Here is a 19,806-nt window from a genome sequence, read left to right as displayed (position 1 = left end):
CCTTGTCAGCTGAGTCCTACCAGCGCACCAGCGCGGTCCCCCACGACAATCCGGCGCCAAAACCACATAGCAGCACCAGGTCGCCGCGTTCGATCCGGCCGGCCTGCATCGCTTCGTCGAGCACCAAGGGGATGCTTGCCGCCGAAGTGTTGCCGTAACGATCCAAATTCATCAACACCTTTTCCGACGGCAGCTTCAATCCGGCAACCGCCGAATCGATGATCCGTTCGTTCGCTTGGTGCATGACCACCAACTTGATCTCTTCCGCCGCAACCCCCGCATCAGCCAGCACTTGTTCGATACTCTCGTCGATCACTCGCACCGCCCACTTGAAAACGCCGCGACCGTCCATCGACATATACTGCTCACCGGCCAGATAGGCTTCGGGCGTCAGCGGTCGTCGTGTCCCGCCTGCGGCGATCCGCAGCATGTCGGCCCCCGAACCTTCGCTGCACAGCTGATACGAAATCACTTCGGAAGATTCGCCCTGTGGCGTGGGTGACAGGATCACCGCGCCAGCACCGTCACCAAAAAGCGGGAAGGTTTTGACGTCGGTCGGGTCAACCGAGCGGCTCATCAAGTCGGCGCCGACGACCAACGCACATTGGCTGTTCCCCGACGATACGAATTGACCCGCGGTCAACATGCCATACATGAACCCAGCACATGCGGCACTAATGTCCATGGCCGGCGCGATTGCGCCAAGTCGATTTTGTAAGTAACACGCGGTTGAGGGCGAGGGATAGTCGGGCGTCATCGTGGCAACAATGACGAGGTCGACATCCGCGGCCGAACGCCCCGCAGATTCGAGGCAACGTTTTGCAGCGAAATAGCACATGTCACTGGTGACTTGATCTTTGGCGGCATGCCGTCGCTCGCGGATTCCCGTACGGCGAACGATCCACTCACTGTCGCAACCCAACGCCGCCAAATCCTCGTTGGTGACAATATTCTCAGGAACATAGGTCCCGATGCCGGTGACTTGGACCCCTGAGATGCTTCCCATTCGCCCACGGGTGGCGAGTTCAGCCTTTTTCCGGGGGGCCGGCGAGGTGACAAGAGGCGATTGGCTTTGCAGCGGATTCGAGTCAGGCATTCAATTTCAACTAGGAAAGACTCCCGCAGCGGCGGGCGTTTCGTTAGATTCGTTGTGAAACAAAGGGGTGGATCGAACAGGAGCGGTTCGCTCCGTCCAATAAAATACAAAATCCGCGATTTTGTCGCGATAGCGTTTCACCCAATGCGGTGTGATTATAGCCGCTGACCCCCATTTGCGTTAGACGTCCCAAATCGGCAATCGCGAGCTTGGATTGACGGTTGACTCGCGGTCCGTTTTCCAAACATGCCAATGAAACAACGTACCACCGCAGCGATATTAGCCTCCGCAGTGGCAGCCGCGATGGTCGCGGGACTCTGGCCTTTGATGTCGTCTCCCTGTTCCAAATCGGCACCGGATTCGGTTTACCAAATCACGGGAGTGTCGATGTACCCCGCTTTGGTGTGCAGCCATCGACGAATCCCCTGTCCGCATTGTGGTGCTGTCGCACCGGTCCCCGTCTCATTGCCAACTACAAGCTCTGCCTGCTGGCACTGCGGCGACGCACTTGACGTGGCCCAGTTGCTTGCGGGTTCGGCTCAGCCCCGTGCGATCCTCGTCCCTGCCAATTTGGTCCATGTTGAGCCCGTGGGATGGACGCGGCCGGCGACGGATGGGGTCACCGTCGGGGACTTGGTTGCCCTTCTGATCGATGGGCGACTTCGCGTGAAGCGGATTCTAGCAACGCCGGACGACACCGTCACGGTTGACCGCCTGAGATTGAGGGTGAATGGCCGACGGTTGGAGGACGTCATGGCTGACTTGGGAACCGAAACCCAGACGATGATTCCTGTGGATCACGATCCGCTGCGTACCGAATCACGATGGAAACCGCATCACGACACGACCTCATGGATACGGCGCAGTCAAAATTGGCACACCGATTCAGCCAACGATGATTCCTGGCTGGTCTATCATCACCGCGCCGTTTACGACCAATCGCAATCGTCCGCGGTGTTCGACGACTATCCAATCAACCTTCATGTGACTCGCCAAATGGCCCCGATTGATCGATTGGCCCTAAGACTCTGCTTCCCGGAAACGGAGGACACAGCGGGTGAAAACACGGTATCGGTCCGCGTTGCGTTCTGGACTCCTAGGGGCACGCAAGAGGTATCGGTCGCGGTGCCACGAAACCGTTCTACGACGATTCGTTGCTATGACGCCACCGAACCCAGTCAACTGGTTCTTACACCCGAGACACCGATTGGGATTTCGACGAGCAATTCGACCGCCACGTTCTCCGATTTGTCGGTCATGCGGTTTGTCGAATATCGGCTCAATCGGCGAGATGACCGGATCCCCTATCCAATGCGTTTGGGAGCGAATCAGTACTTCGTGGTCGGCGACAACGTGCCCGTTTCCATCGACAGCCGTCAATTTGGAGCGATTTCAGCGGATCAGATCGTGGGGAAAGTGACGCGATTGCCGTGAACTGCGCCAAATCCAAGTCTTGGGATACTTGTTCGCTCCATCCACAATCCCTAACCTGATAACGTGAATGGTCCCTGGGCGGAGTGCCGCCCCGCTGTATTCTTGTCTGCCTCTTGTCCTTCTCCTCCGCAAAACAACGCAGCATGTGTCGCGAACGCATGGTGCCATTTCCTTCAAAAGGAGCATCAAGATGCTCGTTCACAATTCCGCGGATTATCGCCGTGTGGCTTGGTTGTTGGTGGCGATGGGCTTGGTCGTTGCGCAAGACGCAAACCCTTCACTTGTCGTTTAACGAGCGTCAATCCGTTGCTACCTGGCGGTCTCGCTTGGCACCGTCTCACAAAACCCAATCACCGGCCCACCTTGAATCATGACGAATCCTTCTCCACCCCGTGATCCCGAGGTGCAGGCCTACAATCTGCGAGTCGGGTTAATACTCTTTTTCGTCTACTCTTTGCTGTACGTCGGATTTGTGCTGCTCAATGCAATCAAGCCGTCGATCATGGAAACGATTGTGCTGGCGGGATTGAATCTTGCGATTGTTTACGGTTTCGGCTTGATCCTTGCCGCGATTGTCATGGCGCTACTCTACGGCTTCCTCTGTCGAACGGAATCCTCCGTATCCGCCTCGCAATCGGAGGTGTCTGACGAATGATTTACGAACCCTCATGGATTGCCGTGATCGTCTTTCTCGGCTTTGTCTTTTTAACCGTTGGGCTCAGCTTTTTCCTTGGTCGAAAGGCGACGACGTCGCAGGGCTATTTCGCTGCTCATGGGCAAATCCCCTGGGCCGTCAACGGACTTGCGTTCGCCGGTGACTATTTGTCGGCCGCATCCTTTCTTGGGATTTGCGGAATGATCGCCGCCTACGGGTACGACGGTTTTCTGTATTCGATCGGCTACCTTGCGGGTTGGATTGTCGCGTTGTTCGTGATTGCCGAGCCGATGAAGCGACTCGGGCGATTCACCTTCGCCGATGCATTGGACGTCCAGTTCAACTCGCGGGGCATCAAGTTGGCTGCAGGCATCAGCACCTTGGCGGTGAGTGTTTTCTATTTGATCCCGCAGATGGTCGGCGCGGGTGCATTGATTCAGCCGCTGCTGGGATTTCCACATTGGGTCGGGGTCGTGTTGGTCGGTTTCGTCGTCATCACGATCGTCGTCTCGGCTGGCATGGTGTCCACAACATGGGTTCAGTTTCTAAAAGGCTCTTTGCTCGTCATCTTTTCCGCGATCCTCGTCGTCATTGTCTTGAATCGTGGCTTCAGCACGAGTGATGGGATGCTCGAGACGATCGGGCCGATCGACAAGGGTTCGCTCGTCGCCAATCAAATCTCGGGCCGAAAACGATTGTTGGCGACCAACGGATGGATGGATCATCCGGAATTCGTTCGTTTGGAGGAACCCGACGGTGGGTTCAAAATATTCAAAGTCGAAGATTCGAGTAGCAATCCTGACGAAAGGATCCTGCAGCAGGCTCAGTCGGTGACCACGTTGGAGGATGGAGCCAAGTTCGTGGATGGGTTGCCGTTTGGAGATGGGGAAGGCCAGCGGCAGTTGTTGCCCGTCGGCCATTTGACCAAGCTGCCAAGTGACTATGTTCCGTCGGATCCGGTGGGGCCGATATCGTTCTTCAATGTGCTCCGTGATAGCGAGGTTGTCTTATGGGGAAGCACCGTCGTGCGTCATCCGGACGGTGCGACGACCAAAGTGTTTTTTCAGAAGCCCACATCGGGCAATCGCGTGCTGCGTCCAGGAGAGCACCCGCGATTTGCCGGAATCCGCAGTGGCAGTTCCGTGGACCGAATCAACTTCTTGTCTTTGATGCTTGCCCTGTTTTGTGGGACCGCCTCGCTGCCCCATATTTTGATTCGTTACTATACGGTCAAGGATGCATCCGCTGCACGAAAAAGTACGATCGTGGGGATTGCCAGTATTGGATTCTTCTATGTGTTGACGCTCTACCTTGGCCTTGGAGCGATGACCAGCGGATCGTTGGATTTGACCGATTCGAACATGGCCGCACCGTTGCTTGCCCGTAGCATCAGTCCGTGGTTGTTTGCGATCATCTCGGCGATTGCGTTTACCACAGTATTGGGGACCGTCAGCGGTTTGATTTTGGCCAGCAGCGGCGCTGTGGCGCACGATTTGATCATGGGCGTGATGGGCATCGAGTTGACCGAACACAAGCAGGTTCGTGTCGCCAAGATCGCAGCCGTCGCGGTCGGTGTCATTGCGATCGTGTTGGGAATCGCATTCAAGGAAATGAACGTCAGCTACTTGGTCGGCTGGGCTTTCAGCGTTGCCGCGAGTGCCAATTTGCCGGCACTGGTGATGCTGTTGTTTTGGAAAAAGACGACAAAGGAGGGGATCATCGCTAGCGTGATTGTCGGGATGGTCAGTTCGCTGGGGTGGATTCTGCTCTCCGCTGACACCTACCAAAAAGTATACGGATGGGACGGGGCGGACGCGATCGTACCGTTCAGCCAGCCAGGGATCATTACGATTCCGCTGGCATTTGCTACACTGATTGCTGTTTCGTTGGTAACGAGAAGATCTGAACCCCTGAGTTAGCAAGAGAAGCATGCGATTCACAAAGATGCATGGCGCCGGCAACGACTATGTCTATGTTGATTGCTTTGCCGAGAACGTTGACCAACTTGATTTGCCTGAATTGGCGAAACGCATCTCGCATCGCCACTACGGTGTCGGCGGCGATGGGCTGATTTTGATTCGGCCCAGCGCGGTTGCGGATGCGAAGATGCAAATGTTCAATGCTGATGGCAGCGAGAGTGAGATGTGCGGTAATGGCATCCGCTGTGTCGCAAAGTATGTCTATGACCATCGCATCGCATGCAAAGAACAAATGCGAATCGAAACGGGCGCGGGTGTTCTGGATTTGTCACTGTCCATCGGTGCGGATGAAAAAACGGAGTCGGTGACGGTCGATATGGGTGTCCCGATTCTCGAGGCTGCCTCGATTCCGACTCGCTTGGTTAGCAACGGAAAGGTTGTCGACCATGAAGTCGAATTCGCGGGGCAACACCACCGGGTGTCTTGTGTCTCGATGGGGAATCCTCATTGCGTCTTGTTCGTACCCGAAGCAACGGATGAGTTGGTGCTCGGACTGGGCCCCCTTGTCGAAGTCGATCCTCGATTTCCCAATCGAACGAACGTGGAGTTCGTGCAAGTTCTTTCGCGGCGTGAAGTCCGGCAGCGCACTTGGGAACGAGGCAGCGGCGAAACGTGGGCCTGTGGCACCGGAGCCTCAGCCGTGTGTGTCGCGGGTGTGCTGACGGGAAGAACCGATCGAACCATTTTAAATCATTTGCTCGGTGGCGACCTGACGATGACGTGGGACGAGTCGACGAGTCATGTGAGGATGACCGGCGGAGCTGTCGAGGTTTTTTCGGGACAATGGAACGAATGAATCAGGATCCTCGCCAAGCCATCTCGGTCGCGGAATTAACCGGACACATCAAGGCGGTGGTGGAACAAACGTTTCCATCCTTGTGGATCTCGGGTGAATTGTCGGATTTGGTGCGCCCACGTAGCGGTCATTTGTACTTCACCTTAAAAGGGGACGGAGCTCAAATTCGCGGAGTGATGTGGAAAAGCACCGCAGCGAGAATGAAGCACGAAATCGAAGACGGCCAGGCGGTGCTGTGCTTTGGCGACGTCGAGGTTTACGGCCCACGCGGGACCTATCAATTGGTGGTCCGCAAGATGGAACCACAAGGCGTGGGGGCCTTGCAGTTGGCCTTTCAGCAGTTGCAAGCCAAACTACAGCTTGAGGGTTTGTTTTCAGCCGATCGCAAGCGGCCGATTCCAACGCTGCCGCGACGTATTGGCATCGTCACCAGTCCGTCGGGTGCGGCGGTGCGGGACTTCTTGAAGGCCGCGTCCAACCGGTACCGGGGGGCAGAAATCGTTGTGATCCCTTCGTTGGTCCAAGGCGAAGGGGCGTCGCGATCGTTGGTCCAGGCCATTGCCGCGGCTCAGCGGCTCATGCCCGCCTTGGATGTATTGGTCGTTTCTCGGGGCGGTGGCAGCTTGGAGGATCTCTGGTGTTTCAACGAAGAACCGGTGGTGCGCGCAGTTGCGGAATCCGCGATTCCGACTATTTCCGCTGTCGGCCACGAAATTGACGTGACCTTGTGTGACCTCGTGGCGGATCTGCGAGCCTTGACGCCCACGGATGCTGCCACGCGTGTGTTACCCGATAGCCGATCGCACGATTCCGCGATCAAGGGATTGCGACAGCGACTCGACCACTCGGCTCGTCAATCCATTGCACGGCGGCAAGTCGCGGTCGATTCGCTTCGTCAACGGCCGATTCTGAGAAAACCGATGGAAATCGTGCAAATGCGGTGGAGGATGCTGGACGAGTACGACGCACGAAGCCGTCGAGCCGTGATGGCAAACCTTAGCACGGCGCGGGGGGGCGTTGCCGAGTGGGCGGCCGCCTTAGCAGCTCTCTCGCCATTGGCCGTGCTCGCGCGCGGCTACAGCGTCACGCTGGGACCGGACGGGCAAGCCGTGACCGACGCCCAACAGCTAAGCCGCGGAGATCAAATCGAGACCAAACTGAACCGGGGCACGATCACTTCGACCGTTTTGTAGGTTGCATGGGTTTCCAGGGTCACTCGGCAGTAGACAGTGAGAGTGGATTTGCGGCAACCTCCAAAATGGCCTGTTCAACTTGCATACATCTCGAGGATTCGAGATGCAACTGAAGTATGGCTAGGATCTCCTCAACCGAATCCGGATGGCTTTTCAGCTTCGAGTGCGTTGCATTGACGATCCGTTCGCTGACGGCGCGAGGATCTCGAGCACTTTCGACGGGGACGACACCATCCGATCGTCCCAACTTGAACGTCAGGCAATGGTTCCCGACCAACGAATGGATCTGGACCTTCGGGTTGACCGGCAATGCATCAATGGCTTGCAGCAACGGGCTACGAGGTTCAAGCAGATCGATGCTGGTTGGGATTCTGCGCTCGATTTCGTCGCTAAACACTCCAGGGTTATTTCGAATCATTGCTTCATATTCCTGTTTGCGTTGCTGAGACACCGAGACGAAGGAGGAAGCAAGCCTACCGACACACCGATTGGCGGCAGCAGCGCCTCGGTGGGGCGTCCCGATAAAGACGACGCGAGACACGCAGGATGACGGCTCGAAGTAGAACAATTCCGCTAGATTTTGCCGCTCCTCTTCCGACAGCAACAGTTCCTCGAGTGGCCGATTGGCAGCGGATTGCCAGAGTTGATCGCCGCTGGACGTGATTTGAAGCTGCGTGACAAGGCCTCCCAAGCTATGGCCGATCATCACCATATTCCTCAGCTGCGGATCTTGTTGGTGGGGATCCAACGTTTGTTGCGCGAGCCTGAGTTGCTGGCGCAGACTTGCAGCGTCTCTTAGGAAGGCCCGACCGGTAGGATACTCAAACAGCCAGAGCTGAAAATGATCCATAAACCCCGGCTGAGAGATCAGCTCGTTGATCAGGTCGACCCACGTGAACGGATTCGACAACAACCCGTGAACCAGCACCACGGGGACCTTTCCGGGCTGGTAGGGTTCGATCATGTATAGCTGATCCTCGTTCACGGCATCATCAGGGGCAATGAAGTCATCGATAATCGTGCTCCTCTCGTCTCGGAGCGCGAAAGCAATGGGCGCAGAAAGATCCCTGGCGATGTTCACGGGACCCCGCGGCGTCCAGACCGTATCGACTCTCATCGGATCGTACATCTCAAAGTGCACATCGGGAAAGGCTTCGGTTGGATCACATTCAAGCGGGCCTTCGTATTTCAAACGTATGGTCGCTGAGAAGGTGGACTGTTTTCGTAAAAAGGGACGTTGCCCGGTACCGCAGCGTGAAACCACCAACGGGATGCCCAACCCTGGACGCCGATAGTGATTTTGCAAGGCATTCGTTTGATAGTCGCCCACGGGGGTCAGCAGATGGAAATCATCCGGTCGCCATGCGAATCCATGGTAAGCAATCGGAAGCACCTCCGTTTGGCCGTTCCGATGAATTGTGAATCCTTCGCCCGAGTCAAATCGGCCAAATTTTTGGCACGTGATAACCAGCTTGCGGAGTGCACGCTTGTGCAAGGCAGAAACACAACACTGCTGGCACGCTTGAGAGTCATCGTCTGCCGTCAACAGCACGACCTCGAAATAGGAATCGACACAGGCGTCGAGACACTGCTCCTCTTGCTCAGACGCAATCTCATAAACTTGTTCTGCCGCTGCAACTTGTTCACTCGGTTTGCCGCAACGACAGCGATGCGGAAGATCGTCGTTGGGTTCGATCCATTTGACTCGAGTCATCAAGCAGCCCGAACTGCTCAACACCCAAACGGCGAACGCAACCACGAGGACGTGGGTTCGATAGAGACGTTGGGCGAGCACGGCGGTGGATCTGCTTAGCAAAAAAGCAAGACGTCCCTGTTCGATTGACTCAAGCGAGACCCTCCGCCCGCATGGATTGTTTCATCGGTACGGTCACCGTGACCGATACAGGTTTTGTTCATGGCGACTCAGAACCGTTGTAACTCGTACGTTCGTTAAACCTACCTCAAAACAGATTCGGGTCTTCATGCGACAAAGGACCGGGGTTGTCATCCACCTCAGCCCGTAGCGTTGATCGAACGAATCGAAGCCACTTAGGTGCGGTGCGATGCACCCCCTCATCCCCAGTGCTTCTCCCCCGAAAAGATGTCGTCCGGTATTTAAGTTGTGACGAACACAGTGTTTCGGTATCCAACCACCCCTGCCCGCGCAGCGTTCGTTGTACCCCACATCCTAATCCGGTGATATTCTTTTGGCTCCTGGTCCGAATGTGTTCCATGCGTTGGACAGGTCGTGGCAGCGTTACATTCCGATCCACAAGGACTACGTCGCTTGTCCGATTTTTGCGAAGGTGTAAGCTTGCTGAGGCTCTTGCGCACATAGGTTTTTCGGCTCATCCGGCGGAAGCGTGCGCAGGAGGTTTTCGAGGCATCTCTCCGGTGTCCCATGATTGCTGGCAGGAGCTATTTTCACTTGTTATCGTGCAGTTGCCGGGTAGAAACGGAGTCGAGCTCTGCAGAGTTGCAACTTGACAAGGGATATCCCGGTCGACGGTGCGCCAAGGGTGCTACCGGTTCCCGGCGGACGACCGACCGTCGGGGACTCTTTTCTAAGAGATCATTGGACACCGGAGCCATACCTCCAAAAAACCTTGAGTCTGGGTTCCGCGCGCTTCGGTCGGATGAGCCGGTTTTTTGACCGAGGAGTCCGAGAGCCACCGCACCCATGAACCGCACCTCCGTGCAACAGGCTTTCCCATGTTCGCAGCACCAGCGCGAACCGCAAGGCAACAATCATTCGCAGCGGTTTGTCGAAGGTCCAAAGCTAAATCTCGTCACCTACCCCGCAGATGTATTAGACACCACCCGAGATGCGCGATACAACGAGCCGCGCAGCGAGGGGGAGGGCCGGAATAGAAACAGTGCTGGAGTTCCCTGCTGTAATCGCAGCCCGATTTCCCTCTCCCTCGCTTAGGCTCGACCTCTGCCCGAGGAAGAGGTAAATCGTGTAAGTCTTTTTCAGTCAACAACTTAAACACTGCACGACCGTAAAAAATGAGGGGGGCTTGTTGGGTGTACTCAGGGAAATCGGGGAAACCGAGATGGTTTTCACCGGATTTGCCAACTGCGTCTCGCAGTCGCAGGGTTGGTTGTACATTTGTGCCTGCGACAATTGTTAACCTTGTTGCTCGAGGCTGAAAGGGGCACACTCGTAAGCCCTCCCACCGTTTCCCTCCACGCTCGAAAGCGCCCCTAGCGATGGACCCTACTACGCTCCGCCGAATTCGTCCCCTTCTGACCCTGCTCAATCTTCTTGTTGGCTGGCACTTGCTCTACGAAGGAGTCGCAAAACTACTTGATTCCAATTGGACCTCCGCGGGCTATCTAGCCAACGCACAAGGTCCCCTGGCGAACGTCTTTCACGGTCTTGCCGAGTCTCCGCTGCTTTTAACAGTAACCGACTACCTCAACATTGCGGCATTGACGCTGATTGGCCTGTGCATCATGACCGGGGTCTTCACACGGGCTGCCGCGATCGCCGGCGCGGTGTTGATTGGCCTGTACTATCTTGCCAATCCACCTTTAATGGGAACCAGTGTCGGATATGCAAGCGAGGGACACTATTTGATCGTCAACAAGAATCTGATTGAGATCGTGGTTTTGTGTGTGATCGCAGCGATTCCGGCCTCCTGTTATTACGGGCTCGGCAAGCTGTTGCCAGCATTCTCATGGAGTTGGTTCAAGCGAGTGGACGTCCCAGCGGAGATGAACCATACACCGGCGGATTCGTTGATCCAAAGGCGCGCCTTGATGAAGAACCTCGTCTCGCTGCCTGTCCTTGGCGGATTTGCTTTTGCCGTTGCGAAGAGCCACGGCTGGAGCAGTTTCGAAGAGGCTGACCTGGCAAGTGCTGTGGACGGCACGAGTGCACCGACGATCGTTGTCAAAGATGCAGTCGATTTGTCAAAGCTTGCCAAACCCATTCCGATGGGACGACTCGGTACAGGAAAGCTTGGCGACGTTGAAATTGGACGAATGATTTGTGGAGGAAATTTGATTAGCGGTTTTGCGCACAGCCGTGATTTGATCTACATCTCGCAGTTCCTCAAAAACTACTTCACCGAAACGAAGGTGATGGATACATTTTGGCTGTGCGAACAATCGGGAATCAATGCCACTGCCGTCAGCGCACGGCCCGAGCCGGTGGCGATGCTGAACAAGTATTGGAAGAGCGGCGGCAAGATGAAGTGGGTTGCGCCAACTTATCCAAAGGAAGATGACTACCGCACGAACATTGACTTTGCCATCGACAACGGTGCCAGTGCGGCGATGATCATGGGCAATGTGGGAGATGAATGGGCGCGAGCGGGGAAATTCGAGTTGATCGGCGAGGTGCTTGACTACATCAAGAGCAAAGGGGTCCCGGCCGGATTGGCGGGCCATGAGTTGTCGACGGTTCAAGGTGCCGAGCAGCATCAAGTCGGCGCTGACTTTTACATGAAGACGCTACACAGTCGTGATTACTGGTCGTGGAAACCCGAGCAGGAAAAGGACAAGATGATTATCGACAACTACTCGGTGGATAATTATTGGGAGCGCACACCGGAACAGACGATTGCTTACATGGAAACGCTGGACAAACCTTGGATCGCGTTCAAGACGTTGGCCGCAGGGGCCGTCCATCCGAAGCAGGGATTCCGATACGCCTTTGAAAACGGTGCCGATTTCATTTGTGTCGGAATGTTCGACTATCAAGTGGTCGAAAACGCGAATTTGCTGACGGGCATTTTGGACGATCCCGATTTCACTCGAAAACGCGATTGGGTCGCCTGAGCAAACGCCGCGGTAACGCAAGCCGCTAGCGGATGACTTGTTTTGACTTCAACAAATCCATTACCGCTTCGGCACACTGATCCACCGATTGAGAGCCGGAGTCGATCACCAAATCAGGGTTCACGGGCGGTTCATAAGCAGCCGTCACGCCCGGGAAATTCAACAATTCACCCCGATCGGCTTTCGCGTATTGGCCCTTCGTGTCTCGTTGCCGGCAAACGTCGACGGGGGTGGCGACATGGACGACCAAGAAGTGTTGCTCCCCAATCAGTTTCGCCGCTCGGTTTCGCACTTGTTCAGATGGTGCGACGAACGATGCGATGCAAATCATTCCGGCTTGGTTTAGCGTGTGAGCCAAATGGGCACTCCGGCGCAAGTTCTCACTTCGGTCGGCAACGGAAAACCCTAGATCGAGACTCAAGCCACGACGGACAACCTCGCCATCGATCATTGCGACCGCCCGACCGGAATCAAACAGTTTTCGCTCGACGGCGTGTGCGATCGCCGTTTTGCCACTCCCGGTTAAACCTGTCAGCAGAACGGTGGTCGGTTGTTGGCCGAAGCGAGCAGCGCGTTCCTCTGCGGTGACGGCCGAGACTTCGGTGTCGTCGCCCGCCGCGTTTCCTGCCAACTCATCGTCCCACACGGATCGCGCATTTTCATCGCCTGATTTGTCCAGAATCATTCCCGCGGCAACGGTTGCATTCGTGATTCGGTCGATCACGATGAACGCTCCGGTGTTGCGGTTGCGTCGATAAGCATCGAAATGCATCGGAGCACTGAGCGAAATGCTGACTCGTCCAATTTCGTTCAATTCCAATTGGGGCGCCGGTTCGCGGTGAAGCGTGTTGACATCCACACGATATTTCAAAGTATCGATCGTGCCGGGCAACGTTTGCGTGGTGTGTTTGAACAAATAGGTCTTGCCAGGAACCATTTGCGTGCCATCCATCCAAACCAGCATGGCATCGATATGATCTCGACTCTTCGGCAGGTTCCCCGGCCTGACGATCATGTCGCCACGACTGGCGTCGATTTCGTCCTCCAAGGTCAAGGTCACCGATAGCGGTGTGAACGCTTCATCGAGATTGCCTTCGTAAGTCACGATCTCTTTGATCTTGGATTTCTGGCGACTGGGCAGCACCATGATTTCTTCGCCGGGTCGAATGATCCCCGAAGCGATGGTGCCGCAAAAACCGCGGAAATTCAGGTTCGGGCGATTGACGAATTGAACGGGCATGCGGAAGTCTTGGAAGTTCCGATCGCTGCCGATGTAAACGGTTTCGAGGAAGTTCATCAACGTGCTGCCGCTATACCAAGGCATCTGCTCGCTGCGGTCGACCAAGTTATCGCCGTTCAATGCGCTAATGGGGATGAAGTGCAAATCCGGCAGGTCGAGACGTGTCGCGAAAGACCGGTAATCATCACAAATCTCGTTGTATCGATCCTCGCTGTAATCGGCCAAGTCCATCTTGTTGATGGCGACGACAACATGACGAATTCCAAGCAGCGAAACGATAAAACTATGACGTCGCGTCTGAGTCAACACGCCATGACGCGCGTCGATCAGAATCACCGCCAAGTCCGCGGTACTGCCCCCGGTCGCCATGTTACGCGTGTATTGTTCGTGACCGGGCGTGTCGGCAATGATGAATTTGCGTTTCGCGGTGCTAAAGTAGCGGTACGCGACGTCGATCGTGATCCCTTGTTCGCGTTCGGCCTTCAACCCATCGGTCAACAAGGCGGGATCGAAGTTGCCACCGGTGGTACCCACTTTTTTCGAATCGGCTTCAAGCTGCGACAATTGATCTTCGTAGATCATCTTACTGTCGTACAACAATCGGCCGATGAGCGTGCTTTTGCCATCATCGACGCTGCCACAGGTAATGAACCGAAGCAATTGCTTGTGTTCATGCTGTTTCAGGTAAGCTTCGATATCGGTTGCGATGAGTTCAGATTTGTGAGACATATCAGAAGGGTTGATGGGTGAAGGGTGAAGGATGCAAGCTGAGGGCGAAAGGGCGAAGTCACGATCCCATTTCCTACTTCGCTCTGCTAACGTCACCCTTCCTAAAAGTATCCGCGGCGTTTCTTTTCTTCCATTCCGGCGCCGCCTTCATCCTGGTCGATGATTCGGCCCTGGCGTTCGCTGGTGGTCGCCAACAACATTTCTTGGATCACTTCTGGCAACGTGGTCGCTTCGCTCTCGACCGCTCCCGACAAGGGATAGCAACCGAGGGTCCGGAAACGAACCATCTTGGTCTCTTCCTTTTCACCCGGAAGCAGCGGCATCCGGTCATCGTTCCGCATCAGCCAGATGCCGCCTCGGTTGACGACCTGGCGGGGCGCCGACAAATAGAGCGGAACGATGGGGATCTTTTCCAAGTGAATGTATTGCCATACATCCAATTCGGTCCAATTGCTCATTGGGAACACGCGGATCGATTCCCCTTTGTTGACACGGCCGTTGTATAAATTCCACAGCTCAGGACGTTGGTTCTTGGGGTCCCAGCGATGCGACTTATCACGAAAGCTGAAAACGCGTTCTTTCGCCCGACTCTTTTCTTCGTCACGTCGCGCGCCGCCGAATGCCGCATCGAAACCGTACTTATCCAGAGCCGCTTTGAGCGCGTCGGTCTTCATCAATTCGGTATGCCGTTCACTATCTTCCCACGGCTTGATGTCGTGCTTTAAGCCTTCTTCGTTGGTGTGGACCAACAGTTCCAACCCCAGCTCCTTGCGGACGTAGTTTTCACGAAACTCGATCATCTCATGAAACTTCCACGTCGTATCGACATGCAGCAGTGGAAAGGGAATTTTGGCGGGATGAAACGCCTTGAGTGCTAATTGCAGTAACACCGCCGAGTCTTTACCGATCGAATAGAGCATGACCGGTTTGTCGAATTCCGCGACCACTTCACGAATGATGTGGATGCTCTCGGCTTCGAGCTGTTTCAGATGGGTGAGGTTGTAGTCCGACATCGCAGCAATGAATCATGCAGTTGAGGGAAAAGAAATCGACCATTCGTCGAAGAACCAAGAGTATAGACGTAGTCCGGGCGATGGCTAGGCGAATCGTGCTCCACGAGGTCCAGCCGGCCAGATCTGCAAGATGACACCTTCACTCGACTCGTCATCTCCCAACGGATAGGTAGCGACTCGACGAAGTTGCAGGTTAGCTAACGATCCGATATGCCTCGCTTCGGCGCGTTCTTCGACCCATTTTGGCCCCTTAATCAGCAGCAAACGATCGACGCTGCTCCAATGAGGCTCGACCCATCGACAGAACTTTGAAATGCTGCCGACCGCTCGGCTGACAATCGTCGAAAAGCGAAAATCCTCGAGCAAATCTTCCCCGCGGGCTCCGTAGACCGGAACGGGCAGTCCCAATTCGCCAACGATTTCACCCAGCGCTCCGGCGCGTTTGGCAACCGATTCGGCGAGGGAAACCTCAATATCGGCACGCAAAATCGATAACGGAATCCCAGGGATCCCGTTTCCACTCCCCAAATCAAGGACCTCCTCGCCCGCTTCGAGCAGCGGTGCGAGTTGCAAGCAATCACGCAAGTCACGGCCAACAAACAGGTCCCAGGTCGTGTGCCGAGTTAGGTTCAATTGTTCGTTCCAGCGCCACATGACTTGGACAAACTGCTGCAACCGGATGGCAATCGATTCATCGATCTCCATCGAGTGCTTCGCAAGGGCAGCGGCAAATTCAGGATCCAAGGACATGGCCATCCGGTTTCGTTTGTAGGTTTGGGTCGGTTCGCCAGTCGATTGAAGTGGCGCCCCGTGCCCAATATCATGATGCACCGAAGGTGGATTGTGAACCAGATGTGTCGCTGGCTCGAAATCCCGCTGAATCGGCTTGTCGCATGACGAAAAGGGTGAGGGTGGATAGAGTGTTGTCGGTCTTTGTTTACGGTACGCTGATGCGTGGCCAATGTCGCCAATCTCTGTGGCCACGCGTGCCCGCATCGGTCGACGCCGGTTGGGTGTTCGGATCACTTTTTGACCGGGAAGACTACCCCGCGATGAGGAGTGGCCCCGATCGGGTGCTCGGTGAGTGCTGGACCTTTGCAGCGGACGACATGAAGGCGGTCTTACGTGCGCTGGATGAGATCGAAGCTGCCAGCGACCCGCCGTGCGAAGGTGATCTGTACCACCGTGTACTTATCGAGGTGTTCAGCCACGCCGATCAATCACTGGGAACGGCGTTCGCCTATCATTACGCGACCGATCCAGTGGAGGATGGTTTTGCCCCAATTGTCCCGGACTCCCCATCCGCCTTTGTCCGTTGGCCGCTTCCGCGGTGAACTCGTTGGCCGCTTCCGCGGTGAGCTTACGCCGAAAAATACTTGGCAGCCATCTGCTGGACCGCCTCTGCAACGGCATCGCGGAACTCGGCGGGCTCGATCACTTCCGCCTCGGTGCCCAGCGAAAGGACCTTTGGCAACACTTCGCGTGGATGCGATGTGGGCACGGTCAGGATGGAATACCCATCGTCCCCGGCTTCAATCTGTTGCTCGGGATGCCAAGGGTCTTCGCCAACCCAAGCTGCCGCACGCTGCCCCAATCGAATTTTGACGAGCGTTGGCGATTCTCCTGAGAAAATACCGATGCTCCGGCCGAGTCGATCCGACAGATCGATCTCGGGGTCCGGCTTGAAGTACTCATCGAGCGCGACGACGTGGCGGAAGCGATCGAGTTTCCAATTCCGCAACCGCTGCGACGGTTCCGTGACCTCAGGAGCAGCTGCGACGACATAGATGCTGCTTTGATAGACGGCCAACCCATAGGGTTCGATCCTTCGAGTGGATGGGGGCTTACCAATCGGTGCATACGTGATCTCCAAGATACGGTGATCGAGAATCGCGCGGTTGATCGTCTTCAGCATCCCTTCGTGGTGCTCGTACGATTTGCTCGGTGAGCCAAAAACGTAAAGTGTTTTGCGGTAACGATCGTAGTGCTCAAAGACGCCATCGGGAATCACGTCCTTGACCTTATTCCAAAACGTTTCGATCCCGCGCCAATACTGCGTTCCCATCAACGGGTAAAGCAATTCACGGCCAATCGACAACGAGATCAGTTCGGTCGCCGAGATGCCAATCTCATGAACTCCCTTGCTGGTGCGACCCAGCTTGTAAACCTTGCCTCGTTCGACGTTGTCCGTCTGGATCGCAAACCCAGCGGCTTGCAACGCTTCGAGATCTCGGCGTACCGTTCGTCCGTGAAGTCTCGTTAAACCGAGGTCGTTGACCAACTCGGCCCGCAACTCATCGATCGTGCGGCCGAACCGATTGTATTCCAGCAATTGCAGGATCTTGTGCTGTCGAATCAGTTGCTCGTTGCGTGCCATTCGGCGTCCCCATCCGTGTCGGAAATGAACCTGCTTGGATTGTTGCCGCGATAAGGGAGCCTGGGAAGGGCAGAGGAAGGGAGGCCGATGCTGGTGACAAACCACAACGGAAACGAGGCGTCGAACGTGCAAAAAAAAGAACCGTACGCACCGATTGCGGCGTGGAATCGGTTAAAGTAGTCGGTTCGAAGCTTGCGGTTTTGGCTCAAGGACCTGCAACCGTATGACGAAAGCCGCTCGACCGACCTGTTTCCCTCCTGCTTTCCTCCTACCGAAGAGACAAATTGATGATCACTCGACTTCTACTCCTGATCCCGCTCCTGTTGGCGTTGCCATCCTTTGCATCGGCCGAACTGCGAACCTCGTCAATCTTTGGCGATTCGATGGTGCTGCAACGTGACAAGCCGATCCATGTTTGGGGCTGGACCACACCCGCACAGAAGGTGACTGCGGAAATTGCGGGGCATACCGCAGAGACGACCGCAACGGATTCCGGTCGTTTTGATCTTGAGCTTGATCCGCTTCCGGCCGGCGGCCCCCACGAATTGACGATCACCGCCGACGATTCAAAGACGTTCCGCGATGTCTTGGTTGGCGAAGTCTGGTTGTGCTCGGGACAATCTAACATGGGATTCGACGTTTCCCGTGCCAACGATCCTGACCTCGAATCCTTGGCAGCCAACTACCCCAACCTTCGACTGATTTCGGTCCCTCAAGTCGGCACGCAAGAGCCTCAGGATGACTTTGATGGACAATGGGAGCCGTGCACCTCCGAGTCGGTCAAGTCGTTCTCGGCCGTTGGCTATTTCTTTGGTCGCCAATTGCACCAAACGCTCGATATTCCGATCGGGTTGATCGACGACGCCTGGGGAGGATCCGCAGCCGAAGCTTGGGTCTCTCGCGATGTGCTAGAGAATGCGGGCGGGTTCGACGAATTGTTAGCCAAATGGGATGAGACGGCGAAGACCTACGACCACGAAGCTGCGATGGCGAATTACCAGGAAAGACTTGCCAAGTGGACGAAGGAAAAGAAAGGCTCGCGACCCCAAGCACCTCGGAATGTTTTGGTGGGTCAACATCGTCCGGCGAACCTCTACAACGGTGTGCTCAAGCCGACCATCGGTTACACGATGCGCGGAGCGATTTGGTACCAAGGGGAATCGAATGCGGGTCGCGCATACCAATACCGCGATTTGTTCTCGTTGATGATCCAAAGCTGGCGCGATGAATGGGGCCAAGGCGACTTCCCGTTTTACTGGGTTCAACTTGCGGATTATCGAAACGAGGTGGATTCGCCGGGCAATAGCGATTGGGCCGAGTTGCGTGAAGCCCAGACGATGACCATGGACCGATTGCCCAACACAGGCGAAGCGGTGATCTTGAATCTTGGGGAAGCGTCCGACATCCATCCACGAAACAAACAGGATGTCGCGAAACGATTGGCTCGTTGGGCGTTGGCCAAAGATTATGGCTATGACATCGTCTACCAAAGCCCTCGTTACCGAGCGATGGAAAAGGACGGCGACGCCATCGTGCTGAGGTTCGACCACGTTGGCGGTGGACTCGACACATTTGATGTGAACGTACCGATTGGGTTTACGATTGCAGGGGAAGACGAGCAATTTGTAAAAGCCGAGGCTGAGATCGTTGGCAAGAACCAAGTCCGCGTCTCCGCCGAAGGGCTCGAGAACCCCGTCGCCGTCCGATACGCGTGGAGCGATAACCCCGTTTGCAACATGCAAAGTGTCGAAGGGTTACCGATGACGCCGTTCCGCACCGACGATTGGCAAGGCATCACACAGGGTGTTGTCAAGTAGCAGTCGAACCGCGGATGCGCTCGCGCCACCCGGGGCGAATGGACCGTCAAGTTGAAAACTGCGAGTGGGGCGTCGTGGACTTCGTCAGAAGTCCCTGAGGATACATGACAGGGCAAAAAGAAAGCCGGTGGAGGATCCCGCACCTTGGATGGCTCTTCTCCGTTCTATTCTGTCTTGCCCAGAGAATCGGTGGGGGTTTGGAGACCGATGGAAAGTATCACCGATTCGAAAGGGGGCGTAGGGAGCAAGTCAATTGGGAGCCAAGAAACCCTCTCCCTCGCTGCGCTCGACCTCTCCCAAAGGGCGAGGTACACCACCGCTCTCCCTCGCTGCGCTCGACCTCTCCCAAGTGAAGAGGCAAACTGCCCCTCCCACTTGCGGAGGTCGTCCGGTATTTAAGTTGTGACGAACACAGTGTTCAGGTATCCAACCACCCCTGCCCGCGCAGCGCTCGTTGTACCCCACATCCTAATCCGGTGATATTCTTTTGGCTCCTGGTCCGAATGTGTTCCATGCGTTGGACAGGTCGTGGCAGCGTTGCATTCCGATCCACAAGGTCCTCGTCGGTATCGATCGGTAAGGTGGTCACCAGCATCCAGCAAATCGGATCCTCCCCTTCGGGTACATTGACCTCTTCGCACAGCACCACGTTGACGCGGACGCTCGGGGGAAGATCCTTCGAGCCAACG

Annotated in this window: 15 protein-coding genes; 8 read left to right on the top strand and 7 right to left on the bottom strand. The window is 55.7% G+C overall.

What is annotated here, in order from left to right; translation table 11 throughout:
* Positions 1–16: 16 nt before the first annotated feature.
* Positions 17–1,096 carry a beta-ketoacyl-ACP synthase III gene (locus tag Poly41_RS15300; protein WP_231615680.1) on the bottom strand — a complete coding sequence of 360 codons (1,080 nt, stop codon included), beginning with the start codon at positions 1,094–1,096 and terminating at the stop codon, positions 17–19.
* A gap of 252 nt (positions 1,097–1,348) precedes the next feature.
* Here Poly41_RS15300 and Poly41_RS15295 point away from each other — a divergent pair, with 252 nt between their 5' ends.
* The 5 genes from Poly41_RS15295 to xseA all read left to right on the top strand — a co-directional run bounded on the left by Poly41_RS15295 (position 1,349) and on the right by xseA (position 7,153).
* Positions 1,349–2,530 carry a S26 family signal peptidase gene (locus Poly41_RS15295; RefSeq protein WP_146527351.1) on the top strand — a complete coding sequence of 394 codons (1,182 nt, stop codon included), beginning with the start codon at positions 1,349–1,351 and terminating at the stop codon, positions 2,528–2,530.
* A gap of 370 nt (positions 2,531–2,900) precedes the next feature.
* A complete protein-coding gene (locus Poly41_RS15290; RefSeq protein ID WP_146527349.1) occupies positions 2,901–3,185 on the top strand; it encodes a DUF485 domain-containing protein in 285 nt (94 codons plus the stop codon).
* Complete coding sequence (locus Poly41_RS15285) at positions 3,182–5,104, top strand: sodium/solute symporter (protein ID WP_146527347.1); 1,923 nt, start codon at positions 3,182–3,184, stop codon at positions 5,102–5,104. Before Poly41_RS15290 ends, Poly41_RS15285 begins: the two co-directional genes overlap by 4 nt.
* Before the next feature lie 10 nt (positions 5,105–5,114).
* Positions 5,115–5,960, top strand: a complete 846-nt coding sequence (dapF, locus tag Poly41_RS15280; protein ID WP_146527345.1) for a diaminopimelate epimerase — start codon at positions 5,115–5,117, stop codon at positions 5,958–5,960.
* Entirely contained in the window at positions 5,957–7,153 is a 1,197-nt protein-coding gene (gene xseA, locus Poly41_RS15275) for an exodeoxyribonuclease VII large subunit (protein ID WP_231615679.1), read from the top strand. Before dapF ends, xseA begins: the two co-directional genes overlap by 4 nt.
* Positions 7,154–7,172: 19 nt before the next feature.
* Here xseA and Poly41_RS15270 read toward each other — a convergent pair whose 3' ends face one another.
* Entirely contained in the window at positions 7,173–8,948 is a 1,776-nt protein-coding gene (locus tag Poly41_RS15270; RefSeq protein ID WP_146527341.1) for an esterase/lipase family protein, read from the bottom strand.
* Between the two features lie 1,418 nt (positions 8,949–10,366).
* Here Poly41_RS15270 and Poly41_RS15265 point away from each other — a divergent pair.
* Positions 10,367–11,941: a hypothetical protein gene (locus Poly41_RS15265; protein WP_146527339.1), complete on the top strand. Its 1,575-nt coding sequence runs from the start codon at positions 10,367–10,369 to the stop codon at positions 11,939–11,941.
* Between the two features lie 25 nt (positions 11,942–11,966).
* Here the strand turns inward: Poly41_RS15265 and cysN are convergent, their stop codons facing one another.
* The 3 genes from cysN to rsmG form a co-directional block, all read right to left on the bottom strand.
* On the bottom strand, positions 11,967–13,910 hold the full coding sequence (gene cysN, locus Poly41_RS15260) for a sulfate adenylyltransferase subunit CysN (RefSeq protein ID WP_146527337.1): 1,944 nt from the start codon (positions 13,908–13,910) through the stop codon (positions 11,967–11,969).
* Positions 13,911–14,011: 101 nt separating this feature from the next.
* Positions 14,012–14,923 (bottom strand): sulfate adenylyltransferase subunit CysD, encoded by a 912-nt coding sequence (gene cysD / locus Poly41_RS15255; protein ID WP_146527335.1) that lies wholly within the window; start codon positions 14,921–14,923, stop codon positions 14,012–14,014.
* 84 nt (positions 14,924–15,007) lie between these two features.
* Entirely contained in the window at positions 15,008–15,673 is a 666-nt protein-coding gene (rsmG, locus tag Poly41_RS15250; protein WP_146527901.1) for a 16S rRNA (guanine(527)-N(7))-methyltransferase RsmG, read from the bottom strand.
* A 170-nt stretch (positions 15,674–15,843) separates the two neighbouring features.
* On the opposite strand from rsmG, the gene Poly41_RS15245 reads away from it, so the two are divergent.
* Positions 15,844–16,257 carry a gamma-glutamylcyclotransferase family protein gene (locus Poly41_RS15245; RefSeq protein ID WP_231615716.1) on the top strand — a complete coding sequence of 138 codons (414 nt, stop codon included), beginning with the start codon at positions 15,844–15,846 and terminating at the stop codon, positions 16,255–16,257.
* Positions 16,258–16,283: 26 nt separating this feature from the next.
* On the opposite strand, the gene Poly41_RS15240 is transcribed toward Poly41_RS15245, so the two are convergent.
* Entirely contained in the window at positions 16,284–17,300 is a 1,017-nt protein-coding gene (locus Poly41_RS15240) for a helix-turn-helix transcriptional regulator (RefSeq protein WP_146527333.1), read from the bottom strand.
* A gap of 287 nt (positions 17,301–17,587) precedes the next feature.
* Here Poly41_RS15240 and Poly41_RS15235 point away from each other — a divergent pair, with 287 nt between their 5' ends.
* On the top strand, positions 17,588–19,117 hold the full coding sequence (locus Poly41_RS15235; RefSeq protein WP_146527331.1) for a sialate O-acetylesterase: 1,530 nt from the start codon (positions 17,588–17,590) through the stop codon (positions 19,115–19,117).
* A 418-nt stretch (positions 19,118–19,535) separates the two neighbouring features.
* Here Poly41_RS15235 and Poly41_RS34130 read toward each other — a convergent pair.
* Positions 19,536–19,806 (bottom strand): hypothetical protein (locus Poly41_RS34130; RefSeq protein WP_197231362.1); only part of this gene is annotated, 271 nt, incomplete at its 5' end.

This window comes from Novipirellula artificiosorum (genome assembly GCF_007860135.1).
Classification (GTDB): domain Bacteria; phylum Planctomycetota; class Planctomycetia; order Pirellulales; family Pirellulaceae; genus Novipirellula_A; species Novipirellula_A artificiosorum.
The sequence above is the reverse complement of the archived record's forward strand: the minus strand, read 5'-3'. Positions and strand labels throughout refer to the sequence as shown.

Coding starts and splice junctions, on each gene's coding strand:
- rsmG (WP_146527901.1), bottom strand. CDS start 15,673: ATGTCCTTGGATCCTGAATTTGCCGCTGCCCTTGCGAAGCACTCGATG.
- Poly41_RS15235 (WP_146527331.1), top strand. CDS start 17,588: ATGATCACTCGACTTCTACTCCTGATCCCGCTCCTGTTGGCGTTGCCA.
- Poly41_RS15300 (WP_231615680.1), bottom strand. CDS start 1,096: ATGCCTGACTCGAATCCGCTGCAAAGCCAATCGCCTCTTGTCACCTCG.
- Poly41_RS15265 (WP_146527339.1), top strand. CDS start 10,367: ATGGACCCTACTACGCTCCGCCGAATTCGTCCCCTTCTGACCCTGCTC.
- cysN (WP_146527337.1), bottom strand. CDS start 13,910: ATGTCTCACAAATCTGAACTCATCGCAACCGATATCGAAGCTTACCTG.
- Poly41_RS15290 (WP_146527349.1), top strand. CDS start 2,901: ATGACGAATCCTTCTCCACCCCGTGATCCCGAGGTGCAGGCCTACAAT.
- dapF (WP_146527345.1), top strand. CDS start 5,115: ATGCGATTCACAAAGATGCATGGCGCCGGCAACGACTATGTCTATGTT.
- xseA (WP_231615679.1), top strand. CDS start 5,957: ATGAATCAGGATCCTCGCCAAGCCATCTCGGTCGCGGAATTAACCGGA.
- cysD (WP_146527335.1), bottom strand. CDS start 14,923: ATGTCGGACTACAACCTCACCCATCTGAAACAGCTCGAAGCCGAGAGC.
- Poly41_RS15295 (WP_146527351.1), top strand. CDS start 1,349: ATGAAACAACGTACCACCGCAGCGATATTAGCCTCCGCAGTGGCAGCC.
- Poly41_RS15285 (WP_146527347.1), top strand. CDS start 3,182: ATGATTTACGAACCCTCATGGATTGCCGTGATCGTCTTTCTCGGCTTT.
- Poly41_RS15240 (WP_146527333.1), bottom strand. CDS start 17,300: ATGGCACGCAACGAGCAACTGATTCGACAGCACAAGATCCTGCAATTG.